This window comes from Gordonia sp. PP30, from assembly GCF_023100845.1.
GTDB lineage: Bacteria > Actinomycetota > Actinomycetes > Mycobacteriales > Mycobacteriaceae > Gordonia.
On record NZ_CP095864.1, the window covers coordinates 2,267,423 to 2,286,669 of the forward strand.

The window sequence follows — 19,247 nt, forward strand, 5'->3', positions numbered from 1 at the left end:
GTCCGGGAGCGGTGGACGGTATCCGGTCACCGCTCCCGGGGCTTCGGGCGGCAGGCGCGGGACGCGGGACGCGGGGCCGGGCGTCAGAGGTGACCGGAGACGTAGCGGGGGCGGGAACCCACCGAGGCCAGGAGGGCGTCGTGCAGCTCCGGCCCGTACTCTTCGAGATTCGGCCAGTCGACCAGGACCAGACCGCAGTCGGTGCGGGCGTACGGGGTGCTGCCGATGTGCCAGTCGCCGATCGGCGCGGTGAACCCACAGGACGGGCACTCCTCGGTCGGCTCCTCGCCGCCGTCCCACCAGTCCTGCGGATCCCAGTCGGTCAGCAGTTCGTGGCACCGCGGGCACTCCGGCGGCACGCTGTCGGAGAAGGCGCTGACCGTCGCACCGGGGCCGAGGTCGACGGAGACGTCGCCGCGCTCGTCGAGCGGCAACGGGTTGCCGTCGGAGGCGGCGGCGTGCGCGATCGCCATGATCTCCGCGAGGCGGGCCTCGTCGACGGGGCCGCCCGGCTCCACCGGGTCGTCGTCCGGGTCCGCGCTGAGCACCAGGCGGACCGTCTCGGCGAGTTGCCGTTCGGCGGCGGCACCCGAGTCGTCGAGCGAGAAATAGAACTGCAGGAACTGGCTCACGGTGTCAGGCATCCCTGCGCAGGACGGCGAGGAACATGGCGTCGGTGTCCTGGCGATGGGGCCAGAGCTGGACGTACGGGCCGGGGCCCAGACTCTCCGGGTCGACCATGTCGCCCGCGACGAAGGGCCGGGCGTCGAGTTGGGTGGTCTCACCGGACGTGTTCAGGCAGGAGGCGACCACGGCGGTGGTCTCGGCGGGGTGCGGGGAACACGTCGAGTACACGACGACGCCCCCGGGGCGCACCAGGCGGAGCGCCTCGGTGAGCAGCGCGGTCTGCAACTCCACGAGTTCACCGATCTCCGACGGCTGCCGCCGCCAGCGCGCCTCGGGACGGCGGCGCAGCGAGCCGAGCCCGGAGCAGGGCGCGTCGACCAGGATGCGGTCGTAGCCCGGCTCCAGGCCGGTGGCGCGGCCGTCGGCGACGTGCACGGTGACCGGCAGCCCGTCGACCACCTTCTCGATCAGTCCGGCGCGGTGCTCGGAGATCTCGACCGCGTCGAGGTGGGCACCGTCGAGGCCGGCGAGCGACCCGAGCAGGGCGGCCTTGCCGCCCGGCCCGGCGCACAGGTCGAGCCAGCGGCCGCCGTCCTCGCCGACGAGTTCGGCACGAGTCAGGGCGAGCGCCACCAGCTGGCTGCCCTCGTCCTGGACACCCGCGAAGCCCTCGCGGACGGCGTCGAGCTGCCCCGGATCACCCTCGGGCAGGTACACCGCGTACGGCGAGTACCGGCCCTCCTCACCGCCGCTGACCAGTGCGAGTTCCTCCGCACTGATCTGGCCGGGCCGGGCCACCAGGTGCACGATCGGCCGCTCGTCGTCGGCCGCCAGCGCCGCCTGCAGTTCACCGGCCGAGCCGCCGAGCGCCTCGGCGAACACCTCGGCGATCCAGCGCGGATGCGCGTAGGTCATCGCGAGGTTCCCGATCAGGTCGTCGGTGATCGACGGGGCGAGCGTGTCGAGCCACTGCTGCTCGGTGCGCTGCGAGATCTTGCGCAGCACCGCGTTCACGAAACCCGAAGGGCCCATTCCCTTCTCGCTGCGCACCAGGTCGACCGAGGTGGACACCGCGGCGTGTGAGCCGATCCGCGTCCGCAGCAGCTGGTAGGCGCCCAGACGCAGCACGTCGCGCAGTTCGCCGTCGATCTCGGCGACCGGGCGGCCCGCCGCGGACGCGATGACGGCGTCGAGCAGTCCCGTGCTCCGCGCGGTGCCGTAGGTCAGTTCGGTGGCCAGCGCGGCGTCGCGGCCGGTGATCCGTCGTTCACGAAGGAGCTTGGGCAGCAACAGGTTCGCGTAAGCGTCGCGTTCCCGGACGGCCCGCAGCACATCGCGGGCGACGACGCGTTCGGGATCGAGTTCCTTGGTGCGGAGCTTCTTGTCCTGCGGCTTCTTGTCCCGGCCGCCCCGATCATCCCGGCGGCGCCGGTCGTCCCGGCTCACGCGAAGCGCTCCTCGCCGGTGAGCCGCGCGCCGCGCGCCCAGTCAGCGGCGGGCTGCGCTATCTTGCCCGGCGGCTGCACCCAGCCGAGCCGCACCGCACCCGACGCGGTGCCGACGTGGACGGCCTTCTTCCCCGCCGAGATCGCCCCGGGGGCAAGGTCTTTCGGCGCGGTGATCCCCGCGGGTGGCTCGGCGTCGTCGACGACGGTCACCGGACCGAGCTTGATCCGCGCGTCACCCAGCCTGGTCCACGCCCCGGGCGCGGGCGTATGTGCGCGGATCGCCCGGTCGACGACGTGCGACGGCAGATCCCACCGCACCTGGGCGTCGTCGACGGTGATCTTCGGCGCGTACGACACCCCGTCGCCCGGTTGCGCCACCGGCGACAGCTGGTCGGCGGCGATCCCGTCGACCACGTCGCGGGTGAACGCCGCTCCGGCCTCGGCCAGCCGGTCGAGCAGATCACCGGCGGTGTCGGTGGACCGGATGCGTTCGGTGAACTGGCCGAACACCGGCCCGGTGTCGAGCCCGGCTTCCAGGGCGAACACGCTGGCGCCCGTCACCTCGTCGCCCGCGGCGATCGCCGCCTGCACGGGGGCGGCTCCGCGCCAGGCCGGCAGCAGCGAGAAGTGCAGGTTGACCCAGCCGTACGGCAGTGCGGTGAGCACCTCGGCGGGGATCAGCCCGCCGTAGGCGACGACGACGCCGAGGTCGGCGTTCCAGCGCGCGAGGGCCTCGGCCACCTCGGGATCGCTCATCCGCCGGGGCGTGATCACCTCGATGGCGTGCTCGTCGGCAAGCTCGCCGATCGGTGAGCGCACGGCCTTGCGGCCGCGGCCCGCGACGGTGTCCGGCCGGGTGATCACCCCGGCCACGCGGTGATCGTCGGAGTCGATCAGTTCCCGCAGCGTCGGGACGGCCGGGTGCGGGGTACCCGCGAACACCACTCTCATGTCAACCGATCGTAGGCGGGTCCACCTGGACCCGAATACCCGCGGTGTCCTCATGGCGCGCGTGCCGGAGCACCTGGGCCGCCCGCAGCGCCGCGGCCAGATCGCGGCCGTGGCCGCGGTCGGTGCGCAGCAGGACCCGCTCCAGCGGTTCCCCCGGTTCGGCACCGGCCGGCGGACGCACCCCCGGCGGCAGCGGCACCGGTCCCAGCTGCTGCGCCCCGGGCGGCGTGTCGACCATGCCCAGGAACGCGCTGATCGCCGCCGGCGGCCCGTCGATCGACGCCATCGTGACCGCGGGCGGGAAGCGCAGTTCCCGGCGCAGAGCCAGCTCGTGCCCGGCGAAACCGGCCGGGTCCCAGCGGATGAGGGCCTGCACCGGCAGCAACGTCGCGTCGGCGACGATCACCACCCGGCCCCCGTCACCGTGCGGCCGCACCAAGGTGGCCACCGACATCCAGGTGCGCACCGCCTCCTCGGCGGCGCGCAGATCCTGCCGGTCGAGCTGTGCCCACGTGTCGAGGAGCACGGCGGCGCCGTAGCCCCCGGCCGCGTGCGGCTGCGCACCGGGCGTGGCGACGACGACGCGCGCACCGGCGTCGATCTCATCGACGATCTTGTCGCCGCCGGACGTCACCACCGGTATCCCGGTGAAGGCGCGGCCCAGCTCCTCCGCGGTGCGTTTGTCACCGATCATCAAGGCGCGCACCGCGGTACCGCCGCACGCCGGACAGACGAAGCGGGTCTCCAGCCGCCCGCACCACCGGCACGACAGATCGCCGCGATCACCCATCTGCAGCGGACCGTGGCACGACCGGCAGCGCGCGTGCGTCCGGCACCGCGCGCAGGCCACCGACGGCAGATAGCCGCGCCGCGGCACGATGAACAGCACCGGGGCGTCGTCGGCGAGGGCGCGCCGGGCCGCGTCGAAGGCGATCGCCGGGATGCGCGCGGAGCGGGCGAGCGGGTCGCCGGCCACGCGCCGGTCGTCGTCGGAGATGCCCTCCACGCGCGGCATGTCGGCCCGGATCGTCTCGCGCGGTGCGGTGAGCGATCGCGCCCAGCCCGATTCGACCAGCGCCTGCGCCTCCGCGGTGCGGGCGAAGCCGCCGATCACCAGCGCCGACGCGCTCTGGTGAGCCCGCAGCACCGCGACCTCGCGCGGGTGCGGGTAGGGCGAGCGCGGCTCGTCGAGGCTGGGATCGCCGTCGTCGAACACGACGGTCAGGCCCAGGTCGGCGACCGGCGCGAAGACGGCGCTGCGGGTGCCGATCACCACCCGTGCCTGCCCGCGGAGCACCGCGAGCCAGCGGCGGTAGCGCGCGGTGGGCCCCAGACCGGCGGCCAGGGTGATGCACCAGTCGCCGAGCAGCGGCCGGCAGGCGGCGTCGAGCCGGTCCAGGTCACGCTGATCGGGGACGACGATCACCACGCCTCTCCCCTGCGCGGCGACCGTGGCGGCCAGTTCGGCGAGCCGGGCGGCAACGTCCTCGCCGGGCCGGGCCTGCCAGCACACCCGCGGGTGCAGGGTGGCATCGTGCAGGGCCGCAAGGAATTCGGCGCCACCGTCGTACGCGTGCCAGCGCTCGGCCGACGGGGCGACGATCTCGAGTTCGGGATCGCCGCGCGGATCGGCCTTCTCCACGCGGGCGTGCCGCGGCGGGATCGCCAGGCGCAGGACGTCGGGCATGGTGCCCGCGTACCGATCGGCGACGGCCCGGGCGAGTCGTGCGAGGTCGGGCGTCAGAACGCGTTCCGGTGAGACGACGCGGTCGAGCCAGGCCAGCCTGCCGCCGTGATCGCTCTCCGGAAGGCGTTCCAGCACGAAGCCGTCGACGAGCCGGCCGGAGAACCGGACGCGGACGCGGACACCCGGCTGGGCATCGGAATCCATCGCCTCGTCGACGAGATAGTCGAAGGGCCGGTCGAGATGCGCGAGGCCGAGCATCGGGAGCACCCGCGCGACCGGGTTCTCCGGCGCGGGCAGGCGCCGGTGCTTGTCCTTGGCGGACTCACCGGCCACGGGGTGCTCCTCGACCTAGACGGGCGTTTCGACACGGTGCGGGCTGGGGTCCTCATCCGCCGGGAGCCGGCTACAGGCCGGCGGCGGCGCGGAGTTCGGCGACGCGGTCGGTGCGCTCCCACGGCAGGTCGACGTCGGTGCGGCCGAAGTGGCCGTAGGCGGCGGTCGCGGCGTAGATCGGCTGCAACAGCTCCAGGTCGCGGACGATCGCACCCGGACGCAGGTCGAAGACCTCGGAGATCACCTTCTGGATGGTGCCGACGTCGATCTTCTCGGTGCCGAAGGTCTCGACGAACAGCCCGACCGGCGCGGCCTTGCCGATGGCGTAGGCGACCTGCACCTCGATGCGCTTGGCGAGGCCGGCGGCGACGGCGTTCTTCGCGACCCAGCGCATGGCGTAGGCGGCGCTGCGGTCGACCTTCGACGGGTCCTTGCCGGAGAACGCGCCGCCGCCGTGGCGGGACATGCCGCCGTAGGTGTCGACGATGATCTTGCGTCCGGTCAGTCCGGCGTCGCCCATCGGGCCGCCGAGGACGAAGCTGCCGGTCGGGTTCACCAGCAGGCGCGGGCTGCTGGTGTCGAGCGGCGTCGGCAGGTCCAGCTCGGCGAACACCGGGGCCAGGACGTGCTTCTCGATGTCCGGCGTCAGCATGCCGGCGATGTCGATGTCGGCGGCGTGCTGGGTGGAGACGACGACGGTGTCCAGGCGGACCGGCACGTCGTCGGCGTACTCGATGGTGACCTGGGTCTTGCCGTCCGGGCGCAGGTACGGCAGGGTGCCGTCCTTGCGGACCTCGGTGAGCCGGCGGGCCAGCCGGTGGGCCAGCGCGATCGGCAGCGGCATCAGTTCGGGGGTCTCGTCGGTGGCGTAGCCGAACATCAGGCCCTGGTCGCCGGCGCCCTGCAGGTCGATCTCGTCGGCGTGGGTTCCGGTCTGCGCCTCGTGCGACGCGGTCAGGCCCTGGGCGATCTCCGGCGACTGCGCGCCGATCGCGACGTTGACGCCGCACGACGCGCCGTCGAAGCCCTTGGTCGACGAGTCGTAACCGATCTCCAGGATCTTCTCACGCACGATGGTCGGGATGTCGGCGTAGGCGGTGGTGTTCACCTCACCGGCGACGTGCACCTGGCCGGTGGTGACGAGCGTCTCGACGGCCACCTTGGCACCCGGATCCTGGGACAGCAGCGCGTCGAGAATCGAATCACTGATGGCATCGCAGATCTTGTCCGGATGTCCTTCGGTGACGGACTCGCTGGTGAACAGGCGGGACGCGGACGCGGTCATCGGTTCCTCTCAGAGAACGGGGTCGGTGGAAAGCTGGGAAAGTGGGTGATCGGCTTCGGTGCCCCCACTATCAGGCACCAGCGAGGAGACTTCGTCAAGGATTCTGCTCGCCATCAATGTCTTTGAGCCGTACGGCAATCCGGTCTCGGTTCCGTCGGCGGACAGCACCCAGCCGGTGTTGTCCTCGGTACCGAACGCGCGGCCCTCGCCGACGGCATTGACCACGAGCAGATCGCAGCCCTTGCGCCGGAGCTTCGCCCGGCCGTGATCCAGGACGCCGCCGTCGGCGTCGCCGGTCTCCGCCGCGAAGCCGACGATCACCGTCTCGGCGGGGATGCGGCCGTCTCGGCGGGCGCCGACCAGGCCGGCCAGGATGTCCGGGTTGGTGTCGAGTTCGATGGGCGACGGCCCGTCCGCGCCCTTCTTGATCTTGGCACCGGCCACGGACACCGGGCGGAAGTCGGCCACCGCGGCGGCCATGATGACCACGTCGGCGCCGGCGGCTCTGGCCGTCATCTCCTCGTTCAGCGCCGCCGCCGAGTCGATGTGCACCACGTCGACGGCGGCCGGTTCGCCGGGCTCACTCACCGCGCCCGACACCAGGGTCACCCGGGCGCCGCGCTGCGCGGCGACGCGGGCCAACGCGTAGCCCTGCTTGCCGGAGCTGTGATTGCCGAGATAGCGCACCGGATCGAGCGCCTCGCGAGTCCCGCCGGCGCTGATCAGCATGCGGACGCCGGCCAGATCGCGCGGAAGGGCGTCGGGCCGGGTCAGCAGCAAGTCGCCCAGCAGACCGATCTCCGCCGGTTCGGGCAGCCGGCCCGCACCGGTGTCGGCACCGGTCAGCCGCCCGGAGGCGGGAGTCAGCACGGTCGCGCCGTGCCGCCGAAGGGTCTCGACGTTCGCCACGGTCGCCGGATGCTCCCACATCTCCGTGTGCATGGCCGGCACGAACAGCACCGGGCAGCGGGCGGTCAGCAGCGAGGCGGTCAGCAGATCGTCGGCGCGGCCGGCGGCGGCACGCGCCATCAGATCGGCGGTCGCCGGAGCGATCACCACCAGGTCGGCCTGTCGTCCGAGGGCGACGTGGGCCACCTCGTCGACGTCGTCGAAGACCTCGGTGGTGACCGGATTGCCGGACAGCGCCTCGAACGTGGCGGCGCCCACGAACTTCAGGGCGCTGCGCGTCGGGATCACGCGGACGTCGTGCCCGGCCTCGGTGAAGTGCCGGATGACCGAGCAGACCTTGTACGCGGCGATGCCGCCGCCGACCCCGACGATGACGTGACGGCGAGCGGTCTCGTCACCCACGAGGGGGCCTATTCGCCTTCGGTGTGCTCGAGCAGGTCCGAGTGGATCTCGCGCATCGCGATCGACAGCGGCTTCTCGTGCACGCCCGGCTCCACCAGCGGCCCGACGTACTCCATCAGGCCCTCGGCGAGCTGGTTGTAGTAGTCGTTGATCTGGCGCGCGCGCTTGGCCGCGTAGATCACCAGGGCGTATTTGGAGGAGGTGCGCTCGAGCAACTCGTCGATCGGCGGATCGGTGATGCCCAGCGGGGTGTCGTAGACGGTCTCTTCGACGAGATCCAGTTCGATCCCGGTTTCGGTGCTCACGCGTTGTTCTCCTGCAAAGTTCGTTAGGGTGCGGCCACTCAGCGGCCGACTAGCAAGTTTACCAAGGTCCGGGCGGAAGCGTCGACATCGTCGTTCACGACGACGTGTTGGAACTCGTCCTGGGCGTCCATCTCGACCTTCGCGGTCTGCAGGCGGCGGGCGATCGCCTCCGGCGTCTCGGTGCCGCGGCCGGTGAGGCGCCGCTCCAGCTCGGTCCAGCTCGGCGGCGCCAGGAAGACGGTCACGGCCTCGGGCAGCGAGCTCCGCAGCTGCCGTGCGCCGGCCAGATCGACCTCGACGAGCATCGGCGTACCGCTCTCCCGGGCGCGCCGCACCGGTCCTGCCGGAGTGCCCGATCGTTGCAGTCCGCCATGGATGTCGGCCCACTCGAGCATCTCGCCGCGCTCGATCATCGCGTCGAAGTCGGCGCGCGAGACGAAGTAGTAGTCGCGGCCGTCGACCTCACCGGGCCGCGGGGCGCGCGTGGTGGCCGACACCGAGAAGGTGAGTTCCGGCAGCAGCTCGCGCACCCGGGTCACGACGGTCGACTTCCCGACGGCCGAGGGGCCGACCAGTACAACCAGTCGGCCCCTCGGTCGGGAATCCTGTGCGGATCGCTCAGCAGGCACAGCTCAGGAGCTGAACTTCTCGAGCAGAGCCTTGCGCTGGCGGTCGCCGAGGCCGCGGAGACGACGAGTCGGAGCGATCTCCAGCTCGGTCATGATCTCCTGCGCCTTGACCTTGCCCACCTTCGGCAGCGCCTCGAGCAGCGCCGAGACCTTCATCTTGCCCAGGATCTCGTTCTCCTCGGCATCAGCCAGGACCTGCTTGAGATCGGTGCCGCCACGCTTGAGGCGCTCCTTCAGCTCGGCACGCACGCGACGGGCCTCGGCTGCCTTCTGGAGCGCTGCTGCGCGCTGCTCGTCTGTCAACTGGGGAAGCGCCACGGTTCCTCCGCCTTTCGTTGGTTCGGTTCGGTTGGTCCCCCGACGCTATATGAGCACCGGGCGGCTTCGCTCCGCGGGTCGATCCGGCCCGCCGAGATGCACGACGATTCTATCTATTCTCGTCATGACCAGGACAGACGGTACCCCGCGTCCCTGAGAGAACCGAACACCGCCCCTGGGCGCGTCGCACTCCGGGTCCATCGGTAGCCTGTCGCACCATGCGACAGTCCGACCTGGTCACCCTCACGCGAGTCCTCCGCGACGACTTGGCGCCGCGCACGGCGACGGAGTCCGTCGTGCTGTCCGATCGGCCGCACGCCCGGCTGCTCCGCTACGGCACCGCCGACCAACTCGGCGCCGCCCGGGAGGCCGGCGCGGTGCCGGTGCTGCTGGTCCCGCCGCTGGCCGTGCCCGCGTCGTGCTACGACCTGGCTCCGGGCAACTCCGTGGTGGAGTTTCTGCTGGCCAGCGGCACTATTCCATATGTCATCGACTTCGGTGACGTGGGCCGGGCCGAGCGTGGACTGGGCTTCGAGGACTACTTCGACACGCTGATCCCACGCGCGATCGGCGAGGTGGTCGATGACTTCCGCGGCCCCGGCGATGCGCTGGATCTGATGGCCTGGAGCCTGGGCGGCACCCTCAGTTTCCTGACCGCCGCGCACGACCGCAGCCTGCCGATCCGCTCGGTGATCAGCGTCGGCACACCCCTCGACTACATGCAGATCCCGCCGTATCCGTTGGTCCGGCAACTGCTCGGCCCGACCGGCGGCCGCCCGGCGACGTACGCGCTGCGCGCCATGGCGGGCATTCCCGCGCCGATCGTGCGCACCGTGTACCGGGGCTTCGCATGGCAGCGCGAGCTGACCAAGCCGTGGTACATCCTGGCCAATCTCGGCGACACCGAGGCGCTGGCGCGTATGCAGGTGATCGACCGCTTCCAGCGGTCCCTCCCCGGCTATCCGGGCAAGGTCGCCGAGCAGATGCTCGTCAACTTCGTGATCCGCGACGAGGTCAGTCGCGGACTGCTCCAGTTCGACGACGTCACGGTCGACCTCACGTCGATCACCGCGCCGGTGTTCATGGTCGGCAGCCCGCGCGACCCGATCGCGCCGTACGGCGCCGTACGACACGGTGAGGAACTGTTCTCCTCGTCCGCGCGGGTGGAGTTCCACGCGGTGACGTCGAGCCACCTGGGCCTGCTGACCGGTCCGGACGCGGCCGAGCACACCTGGCCGGCCATCGCCACGTTCCGCGCCCGGCTCGACGCCGAGCGTCTCTAGCGCGGCGAGGCGGCTTGACCGGCGGGGCGACCTGACAGCTGGACCCGAGCAGCCCGTTGAGCCGCCACCGAGCCCGCCAATTCAGGGGTCGTTTCGACACGGCCGGGCCCTAGCGGGCCCGTCCGGCGGGGCGGGCTGCTGATGACCACTCGTCAACGGGCTGTTGATGACCACCCGGGGCAGCTGCTGAGGACAGCCGCCAAACGAGACCGTGTCGAAAGGGGCGCTCCGCGGGCGCGGTCAGCGCAGCGCCGACTCGATCTCGTCGCGTGTGGCCCGCGCGGCGGCGGCCAGGGCCGCCGGATCGGGGCCCGCGCGCAGAATGCTGCGTGAGGCGGCCGGGAGGAGCCACGACAGGTCGGCGGTGTCACCGAAGATGGCGGTCAGGTCGGCCGCGGTGGCGCCCTGCGCGCCCAGGCCGGGCGACAGAATCGGGCCGCCCAGCGACGACAGGTCGAGGCCGTGCTCCCGTGTCGCCCCGACGACGACGCCGGCCGTGCCGGAGCCGTCGGCGTTGACGGCCGCGGCGGCGTCGACGATGGATTGCGCCACCCCTCGCTGGAGGGCGGCGCCTTCCGCGTTCGAGGTCCGGGCGAGCACGAACACCCCCCGATCGGTAGCGCGGGCCTGGGCGACGGCCGGGTCGAGCGCACCGAAGCCCAGGTACGGCGACACGGTGACCGCGTCGGAGCACAGCGGGGACGCGTCGTCGAGCCAGGCGGTCGTGTAGGCGGCCATGGTGGTGCCGATGTCGCCGCGTTTGGCGTCCGACAGCACCAGTGCCCCGGCCTCCCGGCAGCCGGCGATGGTCTCCTCGAGCACCGCGAAACCGGCCGAGCCGAAGGCCTCGAAGAAGGCGACCTGCGGCTTGATCACCGCCGCCACCGGGCCCAGACCGGTCACGCAGGCGCCGGCGAAGGCGCGCAGGCCGTCGACGGACACCGGCAGGCCCCACTGCTCCAGCAGCGCCGCATGCGGGTCGATACCGGCACACAGCCGCCCCCGGTCGGCCACGGCCGACCGGTAGGCGGCCGCGAAGCCGGCGCTCACTTGCCGCCGCGCAGCACGGCGTGGCGGCGCTGCAGGGACTCCACGCCCATCGTCGCGCCGAGCGCGGCCTCGATACCCTGCACGGCCGCCCCGAAGCCGGAAACCGTGGTGACGCACGGGATACCCGCGGTCATCGCCGCGGCACGGATCTCGTAGCCGTCGGCCCGCGGGCCGGAGCTGCCGGCCGGGGTGTTGACGATCAGGTCGACGCGGCCGTCGCGGATCATGTCGACCACCGACTCCTCGCCCTCGGCGGCCTCGTAGTGCTTGCGCACCTCGGTCACCTGGATCCCGTTGCGGCGCAGCACGTCCGCGGTGCCCTTGGTGGCCAGGACGGTGAAGCCCAGGTCGGCGAGGCGCTTGGCCGGGAAGGCGGCCGAGGCCTTGTCGCGGTTGGCGACCGAGACGAACACCGAACCCGACGTGGGCAGCGCGCCGGAGGTGGCGGTCTGCGCCTTGGCGAAGGCCCGGCCGAAGTCGGCGTCGAAGCCCATCACCTCGCCGGTCGACTTCATCTCCGGGCTCAGCAGCGTGTCGACCACGGCGCCCTCGGGCGTGCGGAACCGGTTGAACGGCAGCACCGCCTCCTTGACCGCGACCGGCGAATCGACCGGCACCACGGTGCCGTCACCGGTGGCCGGGAGAACGCCCTGATCGCGCAGCTCGGCGATGGTCATGCCCATCATCACCCGGGCGCACGCCTTGGCGAGCGGCACCGCGGTGGCCTTGGACACGAACGGTGCCGTCCGGCTGGCACGCGGGTTGGCCTCCAGCACGTACAGCACGCCGTCCTTCAGCGCGTACTGCACGTTGAGGAGCCCGCGCACGCCGATGCCCCTGGCCAGCGCCTCGGTGGAGCGCCGGACGGCGTCCATCTCCTCGCCGCCGAGGGTGATCGGCGGCAGCGCGCACGCCGAGTCGCCGGAGTGGATACCGGCCTCCTCGATGTGCTCCATCACGCCGCCGATGTACAGCTCGGTGCCGTCGTACAGGGCGTCGACGTCGATCTCGACGGCGTCCTCGAGGAACCGGTCGACCAGCACCGGCCGGTCGTCGGAGATCTCGGTGGCGCGGGAGATGTAGTCGGCGAGGGCGGCCTCGTCGTACACGATCTCCATGCCCCGGCCGCCGAGCACGTACGACGGCCGCACCAGCACCGGGTACCCGATGCCGGCGGCGATGTCGCGAGCCTGCTCGAAGGTGGTGGCGGTGCCGAACTTGGGGGCCGGCAGCCCGGCGGCGACCAGCACCTTGCCGAACTCGCCGCGGTCCTCGGCCAGGTCGATGGCGCTCGGGCCGGTGCCGACGATCGGCACGCCCTCGGCCTCCAGCTGCGCGGCCAGACCCAGCGGCGTCTGGCCGCCGAGCTGCACGATGACGCCCGCGACGTTCCCCGACTCCTGTTCGGCGTGGATCACCTCGAGGACGTCCTCCAGGGTGAGCGGCTCGAAGTAGAGGCGGTCGGCGGTGTCGTAGTCGGTGGAGACGGTCTCCGGGTTGCAGTTGACCATCACCGTCTCGTAGCCGGCCTGGCTCAGGGTGAGCGCGGCGTGCACACACGAGTAGTCGAACTCGATGCCCTGGCCGATCCGGTTCGGTCCGCTGCCGAGAATGATCACCTTCGGGCGCTCACGCTGCTCGGCGACCTCCGAGGTGGCCGCCTCGTCGAGCTCGTAGCTCGAGTAGTGGTACGGCGTCTTGGCCTCGAACTCGGCGGCACAGGTGTCGACGGTCTTGTAGACCGGCCGGATCCCCCACTCCGCGCGGAACGCGCGGACCGCGGCCTCGTCACCGAAGGTCGCGTCGCCGGCGGCGGCCCGCAGCGCGGCGATCTGCCGGTCCGACAGGCCGGTGAACTTGGCCTGGCGCACCAGGTCGGCGTCGAGCCGGTCGGCGTCGCGCACGTCGGCACCGACCTGTCCGATCCAGCCGATCTCGGCGAGGAACCACGGATCGATCGCGGTGGCCTCGTACAGTTGCTCGATGGTGGCCCCGGCCTCCATCGCCTGCATGATCTTGTACATCCGGCCGTCACGGGCCACCCGGATGTCGTCCAGGAGCGCGGGCAGATCGAGCGTCGCCGGATCCGGCCGATCCGGTTCGGTCCAGAATCCGGCGGCCTTGGTCTCCAGCGAGCGCATCACCTTGCCGAGCGCCTCGGCGAAGCTGCGGCCCAGGCTCATCGCCTCACCGACGGACTTCATGGTGGTGGTGAGGGTGTCGTCGGCGCCCGGGAACTTCTCGAACGCGAAGCGCGGGGCCTTGACGACGACGTAGTCGATCGACGGCTCGAACGCGGCCGGGGTGGCCTTGGTGATGTCGTTGGTGATCTCGTCGAGCGAGTAGCCGATGGCCAGCTTGGCGGCCATCTTCGCGATCGGGTACCCGGTCGCCTTCGACGCCAGCGCCGACGACCGCGACACGCGCGGGTTCATCTCGATCACGACCAGCCGGCCGTCCCGCGGGTCCTGAGCGAACTGGATGTTGCAGCCGCCGGTGTCGACGCCGACCTCGCGGATGATCGCGATCGACTGGTCGCGCATCTGCTGGTACTCGACGTCGGTGAGCGTCATCGCCGGGGCGACGGTGATCGAGTCGCCGGTGTGCACGCCGACCGGGTCGACGTTCTCGATCGAGCAGATCACGATCACGTTGTCGCGGTTGTCCCGCATGAGCTCGAGCTCGTATTCCTTCCAGCCGAGGATGGACTCCTCGATCAGGACGTTCGCGGTGGGCGACGCGGCCAGGCCGCCACCGGCGATCCGGTTCAGGTCGTCCTCGTCGTACGCCATGCCGGAACCGAGGCCGCCCATGGTGAACGACGGCCGCACCACCACCGGGTAGCCGAGCTCGGCGACGGTGGCGTGCACCTCCTCCATGGTGTGGCAGACGCGCGAGCGAGCGCTCTCGCCGCCGATCTTGGCGACGATGTCCTTGAACATCTGACGGTCCTCACCGCGCTGGATGGCGTCGATGTCGGCGCCGATCAGCTCGATGCCGTGCTTGGCGAGGATGCCCTGTTCGTGCAGGCCGACGGCGGTGTTCAGCGCGGTCTGGCCGCCGAGGGTGGCCAGCACCGCGTCGATCGGATGACCGGCGGCGGCCTCGGTCTCGAAGACCTTCTCGACGAACTCCGGGGTGATCGGCTCGACGTAGGTGGCGTCGGCGAACTCCGGGTCGGTCATGATGGTCGCCGGATTCGAGTTGATCAGCGAGACCCGCAGGCCCTCGGACTTGAGGACGCGGCACGCCTGGGTGCCGGAGTAGTCGAACTCGCAGGCCTGGCCGATGACGATCGGGCCCGAGCCGATGACGAGGACGTGGTTGAGGTCGGAGCGACGTGGCATCGGAGGATCAGTTCCCTTCCGTGGTCGAGGCCGACGTGTACGCGTCCATCGCGGACACGAACTTGTCGAAGAGGTTGGCGGCGTCGTGCGGGCCGGACGCGGCCTCGGGGTGGTACTGGACGGAGAACGCCGGGCGGTCGATCAGCTCGACGCCCTCGACCACGCCGTCGTTGGCGCAGACGTGACTCACCCGGCCGCGGCCGAAGTCGGTGTCGAACTCGTCGCCGGCCTTGCCCTCCAGGGCGAAGCCGTGGTTCTGCGAGGTGATCGCCACCTCGCCGGTGGCCAGGTCGACCACCGGGATGTTGATGCCCCGGTGCCCGAACTTGAGCTTGTAGGTGGACAGGCCGAGGGCCCGGCCGAGGATCTGGTTGCCGAAGCAGATACCGAACAGCGGCAGGCCGGCCTCCAGGACGCGCCGGGTCAGCGCGACGGCGTCGTCGGCGGTGGCCGGGTCGCCCGGGCCGTTGGACAGGAAGAAGCCGTCGGGCTCGATGGCCATCACGTCGTCGAAGGTGGCCCCGGCGGGCAGGATGTGCACCTCGACGCCGCGGGCGGCGAGCATGCGCGGGGTGTTGGCCTTGATCCCGAGGTCGATGGCGGCGACCCGGAAGCGCGGCTCACCGGCCGCCTCGACCACGTAGGTCTGCTCGGTGCTGACCTCGCCGGCCAGGTCGGCGCCGGACATCGGCGCCTGGGCGCGGACCTGGGCGAGCATGTCGGCGGCGTCGGTGACGGCGGCGCCGGAGAAGATCCCGGCGCGCATGGAACCGGCCTCGCGCAGCACGCGCACCACGGCGCGGGTGTCGATCCCGGCGATACCCACCACGCCCTGCGCCTTGAGCTCGTCGTCGAGGCTGCTGCTGGCGCGCCAGTTGGAGACGCGCGTGGTGGGGTTGCGCAGGGCGTAGCCGGCGACCCAGATCTTGCCCGGGTCGTCGTGGTCGATGAATTCGGCCGACCAACGCACGTCGGACCGCTTGCCGAGCAGGCTTTCGCCGTCCTCGGTGTTCCAGCCGGTGTTGCCGATCTGCGGGGCGGTCGAGACGATGATCTGCTTGTGGTAGCTCGGGTCGGTGAGCATCTCCTGGTAGCCGGTCATCGCGGTGCAGAACACCGCCTCACCGAAGGTGGCGCCCTCGGCACCGAAGCTCATACCCGTGTGGATGTTGCCGTTCTCCAGCACCAATACCGCTTTGCTCATGACTTCTTCCTCTTCGTATCGGATGCTGTGGTCTCGTTGTCGCCGGCGTTCAGTGCCGCGAAGGTGGCCTCGGTGATCTCCCGGTAGGGGGCCGTCCAGTCCGGGTACACCGACTTGTCGTCGCCGCGGATCCCGGAGTCCACCTCCAGGCCGGACGCCAGCCGCCACCGGATGACGAGCAGGCCGTCGCGGCTCATCACCTTCCCGGCCAGGCGGTTCTCGGTGCGCAGCGCGGTGATCGACTCCGCCGGGATCCAGATGTCCGACGCGCCGGTGCGCGCCAGCAGGATGCCGCCCGGGTACTCGCTGTAGGCGACCAGCGCCCGGTCACCGAAGTCGCCGGTGGCGATCCGGGTGGTCCAGCTGGGCGCCAGGGTGGAGCCGACGTACATGCCGGTCTCCGGTCCGCGGACCGGCTCGCCGAGGTCGGCGGGTACCGGCGGCAACTCGCCGACGGCCTGCGCCTGCGCGCGGCCACGGCGGCGCCAGCCCCGCAGGGCGAGGGCCACCAGACCGAGCCACAGGATGACGACCGCGACGACGATGATCAGGTCGTACAGCCAGTCGCTCACGAGTACGTCACCGACCCCCGCAGGATCGTGGCGACGACGACGCCGGGCAGGGTCATCGCGGCGTACGGCGTGTTCCGCGACTTGCTGGCCAGCTCGTCCGGATCGACCACCCACTCGGTGTCCGGGTCGACGACGGTCAGGTTGGCCGGCTCGCCGACGGCGATCGGGCGGCCCTGATCGTCGAGCCCGACGATCTGCGCGGGCCGTTCGCTCATCACGCGGGCCACCCCGCGCCAGTCGAGCAGGCCGGGGCGGACCATCGTCTCCACGACCACCGACAGCGCGGTCTCCAGCCCGAGCATGCCCGGCTTGGCCTGGCTGAACTCGCAGCACTTCTCGTGCGAGCCGTGCGGCGCGTGGTCGGTGGCGACGCAGTCGACCAGGCCCTCGGCCAGTGCGGCGCGCAGGGCCAGCTTGTCGCGGTCCTCGCGCAGCGGCGGGTTCACCCGGTTGACGCCGTCGTAGGTCTCCAGCCGCGAATCGTCGAGCAGCAGATGATGCGGGGTCACCTCGGCGGTGATGTCGATGCCCTGGCCCCGGGCGAAACGGATCAGCTCGACGGTGCCCTCGCAGGAGGCGTGGGCCACGTGGATCCGCGCACCGGCGTCGCGGGCGAGCAGCGCGTCGCGGGCGACGATCGACTCCTCGGCGGCGCGCGGCCAGCCGGCCAGCCCGAGGCGCGCGGCGGTGGGACCGTCGTGCGCGACCGCGCCGACGGTCAGCCGCGGATCCTCGCTGTGCTGGGAGATCAGCACGCCGAGGCCGCGCGAATACTCCAGCGCCCGCTTCATGATGACCGGGTCGTGGACGCACTTGCCGTCGTCGCTGAAGAGCTTCACCTTCGCGACGCCGTCGGCCATCATGCCCATCTCGGCGAGCTGGGTGCCTTCGAGTCCGACGGTCACCGCGCCGACCGGGTGGACGTCGCACAGGCCGACGTCCTGGCCGATCCGCCAGACCAGGTCGGTGATCGCGGCGTTGTCGGCGACCGGGCTCGTGTTGGCCATCGCGAAGATCGCGGTGTAGCCGCCCTTGGCCGCGGCGGCCGAGCCGGTCGCGATGGTCTCGGTGTCCTCGCGGCCGGGTTCGCGGACGTGCGTGTGCAGGTCGACGAAACCGGGCAGCAGGACGTGTCCGCCGCCGTCGACGGTCCCGGCGCCCTCGGGTGCGGTCAGCGTGCCGGCCGGGCCGATCCCGGTGATGACGCCGTCGGTGACCGCGACGTCGACCGGGTCACCTTCGCCGTACGGGCGAACGTTGGTGATGAGGACATTGCCGTGGGCCGCCACTAGTGGACCCCTCCTGCCTGGTGATGAACGGGGGTGTCGCCCGCGGCCTCGTGCGCGTCGCTGGCGAGGAGCCGGAACAGCACGGCCATGCGGACGTGCACCCCGGCGCGGACCTGGTCGAGCACCACCGACTGGGGAGCGTCGGCGACGTCGAACCCGATCTCCATGCCGCGCAGCATGGGACCGGGGTGGAGCACCTTCGCGTGCTCGGGAAGCAGGGCGAGCCGGGTGTCGTTCAGGCCGTAGCGGACCGAGAACTCGCGGGCGCTCGGGAAGAAGCCGCCGTTCATCCGCTCGGCCTGCACGCGCAGCATCATCACCGCGTCGGCGGCCGGCAGTTCTGCGTCGAGCTCGGTGCTCACCCGTACCGGCCAGGTCTCGACGCCGGTGGGCAGCAGGGTCGGCGGGGCGACGAGCACCACGTCGGCGCCGAGGGTCGACAGCAGTTGGGCGTTGGAGCGGGCCACCCGGGAATGCAGGATGTCGCCGACGATCGCGATCCGCCGGCCGTCGAGCGAGCCGAACTGCGAGCGCAGGGTGTAGGCGTCGAGCAGTGCCTGGGTCGGATGTTCGTGGGTGCCGTCGCCCGCGTTGATCACCGCGGGTCCGGTGGTCGGGAGGCCGAGGATGTCGGAGCCGTCGTTGGTCCAGCGGGCGATCTGCGCGGCCGCGCCGGACGCGGGGTGGCGGACGATCAGCGCGTCCGCGCCCGCGGCCCGGAGGGTCTTCGCGGTGTCGCGGAGGGATTCGCCCTTGCTGACCGACGAGCTCGACGCGCTCACGTTGATCACGTCGGCGCTCATCCACTTGCCCGCCACCTCGAACGACACCCGGGTGCGGGTGGAGTTCTCGAAGAACACGGTCATCACGGTGCGCCCGCGCAGCGTCGGCAGCTTGCGGACCTCGCGGCCGGCGAGCGCCTGCTCGAAGCGGGCGGCCTCGTCGAGGATCTCGACGGCGTCGTCGCGGCTCAGGTCCGCGGTCGAGAGCAGATGCTTCATCGGTCCTCCCCCGGGGTGCGCAGCACCACTTCGTCCACGCCGTCGTCCTCGGCGAGATGCACCTCCACGTCCTCGTCGCGCGAGGTGGGGATGTTCTTGCCGACGTAGTCGGCGCGCAGCGGGAGCTCCCGATGACCGCGGTCGACCAGTACCGCCAGCTGTACGGCGGCCGGGCGGCCCAGGTCGCGGAGGGCGTCGAGGGCGGCGCGCACGGTGCGCCCGGAGAACAGGACGTCGTCGACCAGGATCACCAGCGCCCCGTCGACACCGCCGGTGGGGACCAGCGTCCGTTCGAGGGGGCGGTGCGGCTTGTCGCGCAGATCGTCGCGGTAGAGCGTGATGTCGAGGTAGCCGGTGGGCACCTCGACGCCGCTGAACTCGGCGATCTTGGCGGCCAGCCGCCGGGCCAGAGACGTGCCGCGGGTCGGGATTCCGATGATCACCACCGGGCCGGCCTGATCGGAGTCCAGAGCGGTCTTCTCGATCACCTGATGCGCCATGCGCGCAATGGTGCGACCCACATCGGACGTGCTCAGCAGCGTCCGGGAATGCATCGGTGCGGAATCTTGCGACACCTTGCGACCGACCTCCTTCTCCGCCTCACGGG

General features: G+C 71.6%; 17 protein-coding genes. 1 reads left to right on the forward strand and 16 read right to left on the reverse strand.

Annotated elements, in window-relative coordinates; all coding sequences use genetic code 11:
- Nucleotides 1–83: 83 nt before the first annotated feature.
- The 9 genes from MYK68_RS10410 to mihF all read right to left on the reverse strand — a co-directional run bounded on the left by MYK68_RS10410 (nt 84) and on the right by mihF (nt 8,894).
- Entirely contained in the window at nt 84–632 is a 549-nt protein-coding gene (locus MYK68_RS10410; protein ID WP_247863585.1) for a hypothetical protein, read from the reverse strand.
- A gap of 4 nt (nt 633–636) precedes the next feature.
- A complete protein-coding gene (locus MYK68_RS10415; protein ID WP_283255204.1) occupies nt 637–2,073 on the reverse strand; it encodes an RsmB/NOP family class I SAM-dependent RNA methyltransferase in 1,437 nt (478 codons plus the stop codon).
- Complete coding sequence (gene fmt / locus MYK68_RS10420) at nt 2,070–3,026, reverse strand: methionyl-tRNA formyltransferase (protein ID WP_247863586.1); 957 nt, start codon at nt 3,024–3,026, stop codon at nt 2,070–2,072. Before fmt ends, MYK68_RS10415 begins: the two co-directional genes overlap by 4 nt.
- Before the next feature lies 1 nt (nt 3,027).
- Nucleotides 3,028–4,971: a primosomal protein N' gene (locus tag MYK68_RS10425; protein ID WP_247868008.1), complete on the reverse strand. Its 1,944-nt coding sequence runs from the start codon at nt 4,969–4,971 to the stop codon at nt 3,028–3,030.
- A gap of 145 nt (nt 4,972–5,116) precedes the next feature.
- Nucleotides 5,117–6,331 carry a methionine adenosyltransferase gene (metK, locus tag MYK68_RS10430; protein ID WP_247863587.1) on the reverse strand — a complete coding sequence of 405 codons (1,215 nt, stop codon included), beginning with the start codon at nt 6,329–6,331 and terminating at the stop codon, nt 5,117–5,119.
- A gap of 9 nt (nt 6,332–6,340) precedes the next feature.
- A complete protein-coding gene (gene coaBC, locus MYK68_RS10435) occupies nt 6,341–7,642 on the reverse strand; it encodes a bifunctional phosphopantothenoylcysteine decarboxylase/phosphopantothenate--cysteine ligase CoaBC (RefSeq protein ID WP_247863588.1) in 1,302 nt (433 codons plus the stop codon).
- 8 nt (nt 7,643–7,650) lie between these two features.
- On the reverse strand, nt 7,651–7,947 hold the full coding sequence (rpoZ, locus tag MYK68_RS10440; RefSeq protein WP_247863589.1) for a DNA-directed RNA polymerase subunit omega: 297 nt from the start codon (nt 7,945–7,947) through the stop codon (nt 7,651–7,653).
- Between the two features lie 38 nt (nt 7,948–7,985).
- Nucleotides 7,986–8,576: a guanylate kinase gene (gene gmk, locus MYK68_RS10445; protein WP_247863590.1), complete on the reverse strand. Its 591-nt coding sequence runs from the start codon at nt 8,574–8,576 to the stop codon at nt 7,986–7,988.
- Between the two features lie 3 nt (nt 8,577–8,579).
- A complete protein-coding gene (gene mihF / locus MYK68_RS10450) occupies nt 8,580–8,894 on the reverse strand; it encodes an integration host factor, actinobacterial type (protein WP_005939231.1) in 315 nt (104 codons plus the stop codon).
- A gap of 218 nt (nt 8,895–9,112) precedes the next feature.
- Here mihF and MYK68_RS10455 point away from each other — a divergent pair, with 218 nt between their 5' ends.
- Nucleotides 9,113–10,177 (forward strand): polyhydroxyalkanoate synthase family protein, encoded by a 1,065-nt coding sequence (locus MYK68_RS10455; protein ID WP_247863591.1) that lies wholly within the window; start codon nt 9,113–9,115, stop codon nt 10,175–10,177.
- 240 nt (nt 10,178–10,417) lie between these two features.
- Here the strand turns inward: MYK68_RS10455 and pyrF are convergent, their stop codons facing one another.
- Genes pyrF through pyrR form a run of 7 tightly spaced genes read right to left on the reverse strand, consistent with a single transcriptional unit; the run spans nt 10,418 to nt 19,194 of the window.
- A complete protein-coding gene (pyrF, locus tag MYK68_RS10460) occupies nt 10,418–11,227 on the reverse strand; it encodes an orotidine-5'-phosphate decarboxylase (RefSeq protein WP_247863592.1) in 810 nt (269 codons plus the stop codon).
- Nucleotides 11,224–14,574 carry a carbamoyl-phosphate synthase large subunit gene (carB, locus tag MYK68_RS10465; RefSeq protein WP_247863593.1) on the reverse strand — a complete coding sequence of 1,117 codons (3,351 nt, stop codon included), beginning with the start codon at nt 14,572–14,574 and terminating at the stop codon, nt 11,224–11,226. The genes pyrF and carB overlap by 4 nt, the downstream gene beginning before the upstream one ends.
- Before the next feature lie 7 nt (nt 14,575–14,581).
- Nucleotides 14,582–15,778, reverse strand: a complete 1,197-nt coding sequence (gene carA / locus MYK68_RS10470; RefSeq protein WP_247863594.1) for a glutamine-hydrolyzing carbamoyl-phosphate synthase small subunit — start codon at nt 15,776–15,778, stop codon at nt 14,582–14,584.
- Nucleotides 15,775–16,350: a PH-like domain-containing protein gene (locus MYK68_RS10475; protein WP_247863595.1), complete on the reverse strand. Its 576-nt coding sequence runs from the start codon at nt 16,348–16,350 to the stop codon at nt 15,775–15,777. The genes carA and MYK68_RS10475 overlap by 4 nt, the downstream gene beginning before the upstream one ends.
- A complete protein-coding gene (locus MYK68_RS10480; protein WP_247863596.1) occupies nt 16,347–17,639 on the reverse strand; it encodes a dihydroorotase in 1,293 nt (430 codons plus the stop codon). The genes MYK68_RS10475 and MYK68_RS10480 overlap by 4 nt, the downstream gene beginning before the upstream one ends.
- The gene (locus MYK68_RS10485; protein ID WP_247863597.1) at nt 17,639–18,640 is read right to left on the reverse strand and encodes an aspartate carbamoyltransferase catalytic subunit; all 1,002 of its coding nucleotides are present in this window, start codon (nt 18,638–18,640) and stop codon (nt 17,639–17,641) included. Before MYK68_RS10485 ends, MYK68_RS10480 begins: the two co-directional genes overlap by 1 nt.
- Nucleotides 18,637–19,194 carry a bifunctional pyr operon transcriptional regulator/uracil phosphoribosyltransferase PyrR gene (pyrR, locus tag MYK68_RS10490; RefSeq protein ID WP_247868009.1) on the reverse strand — a complete coding sequence of 186 codons (558 nt, stop codon included), beginning with the start codon at nt 19,192–19,194 and terminating at the stop codon, nt 18,637–18,639. The genes MYK68_RS10485 and pyrR overlap by 4 nt, the downstream gene beginning before the upstream one ends.
- Nucleotides 19,195–19,247: the final 53 nt, after the last annotated feature.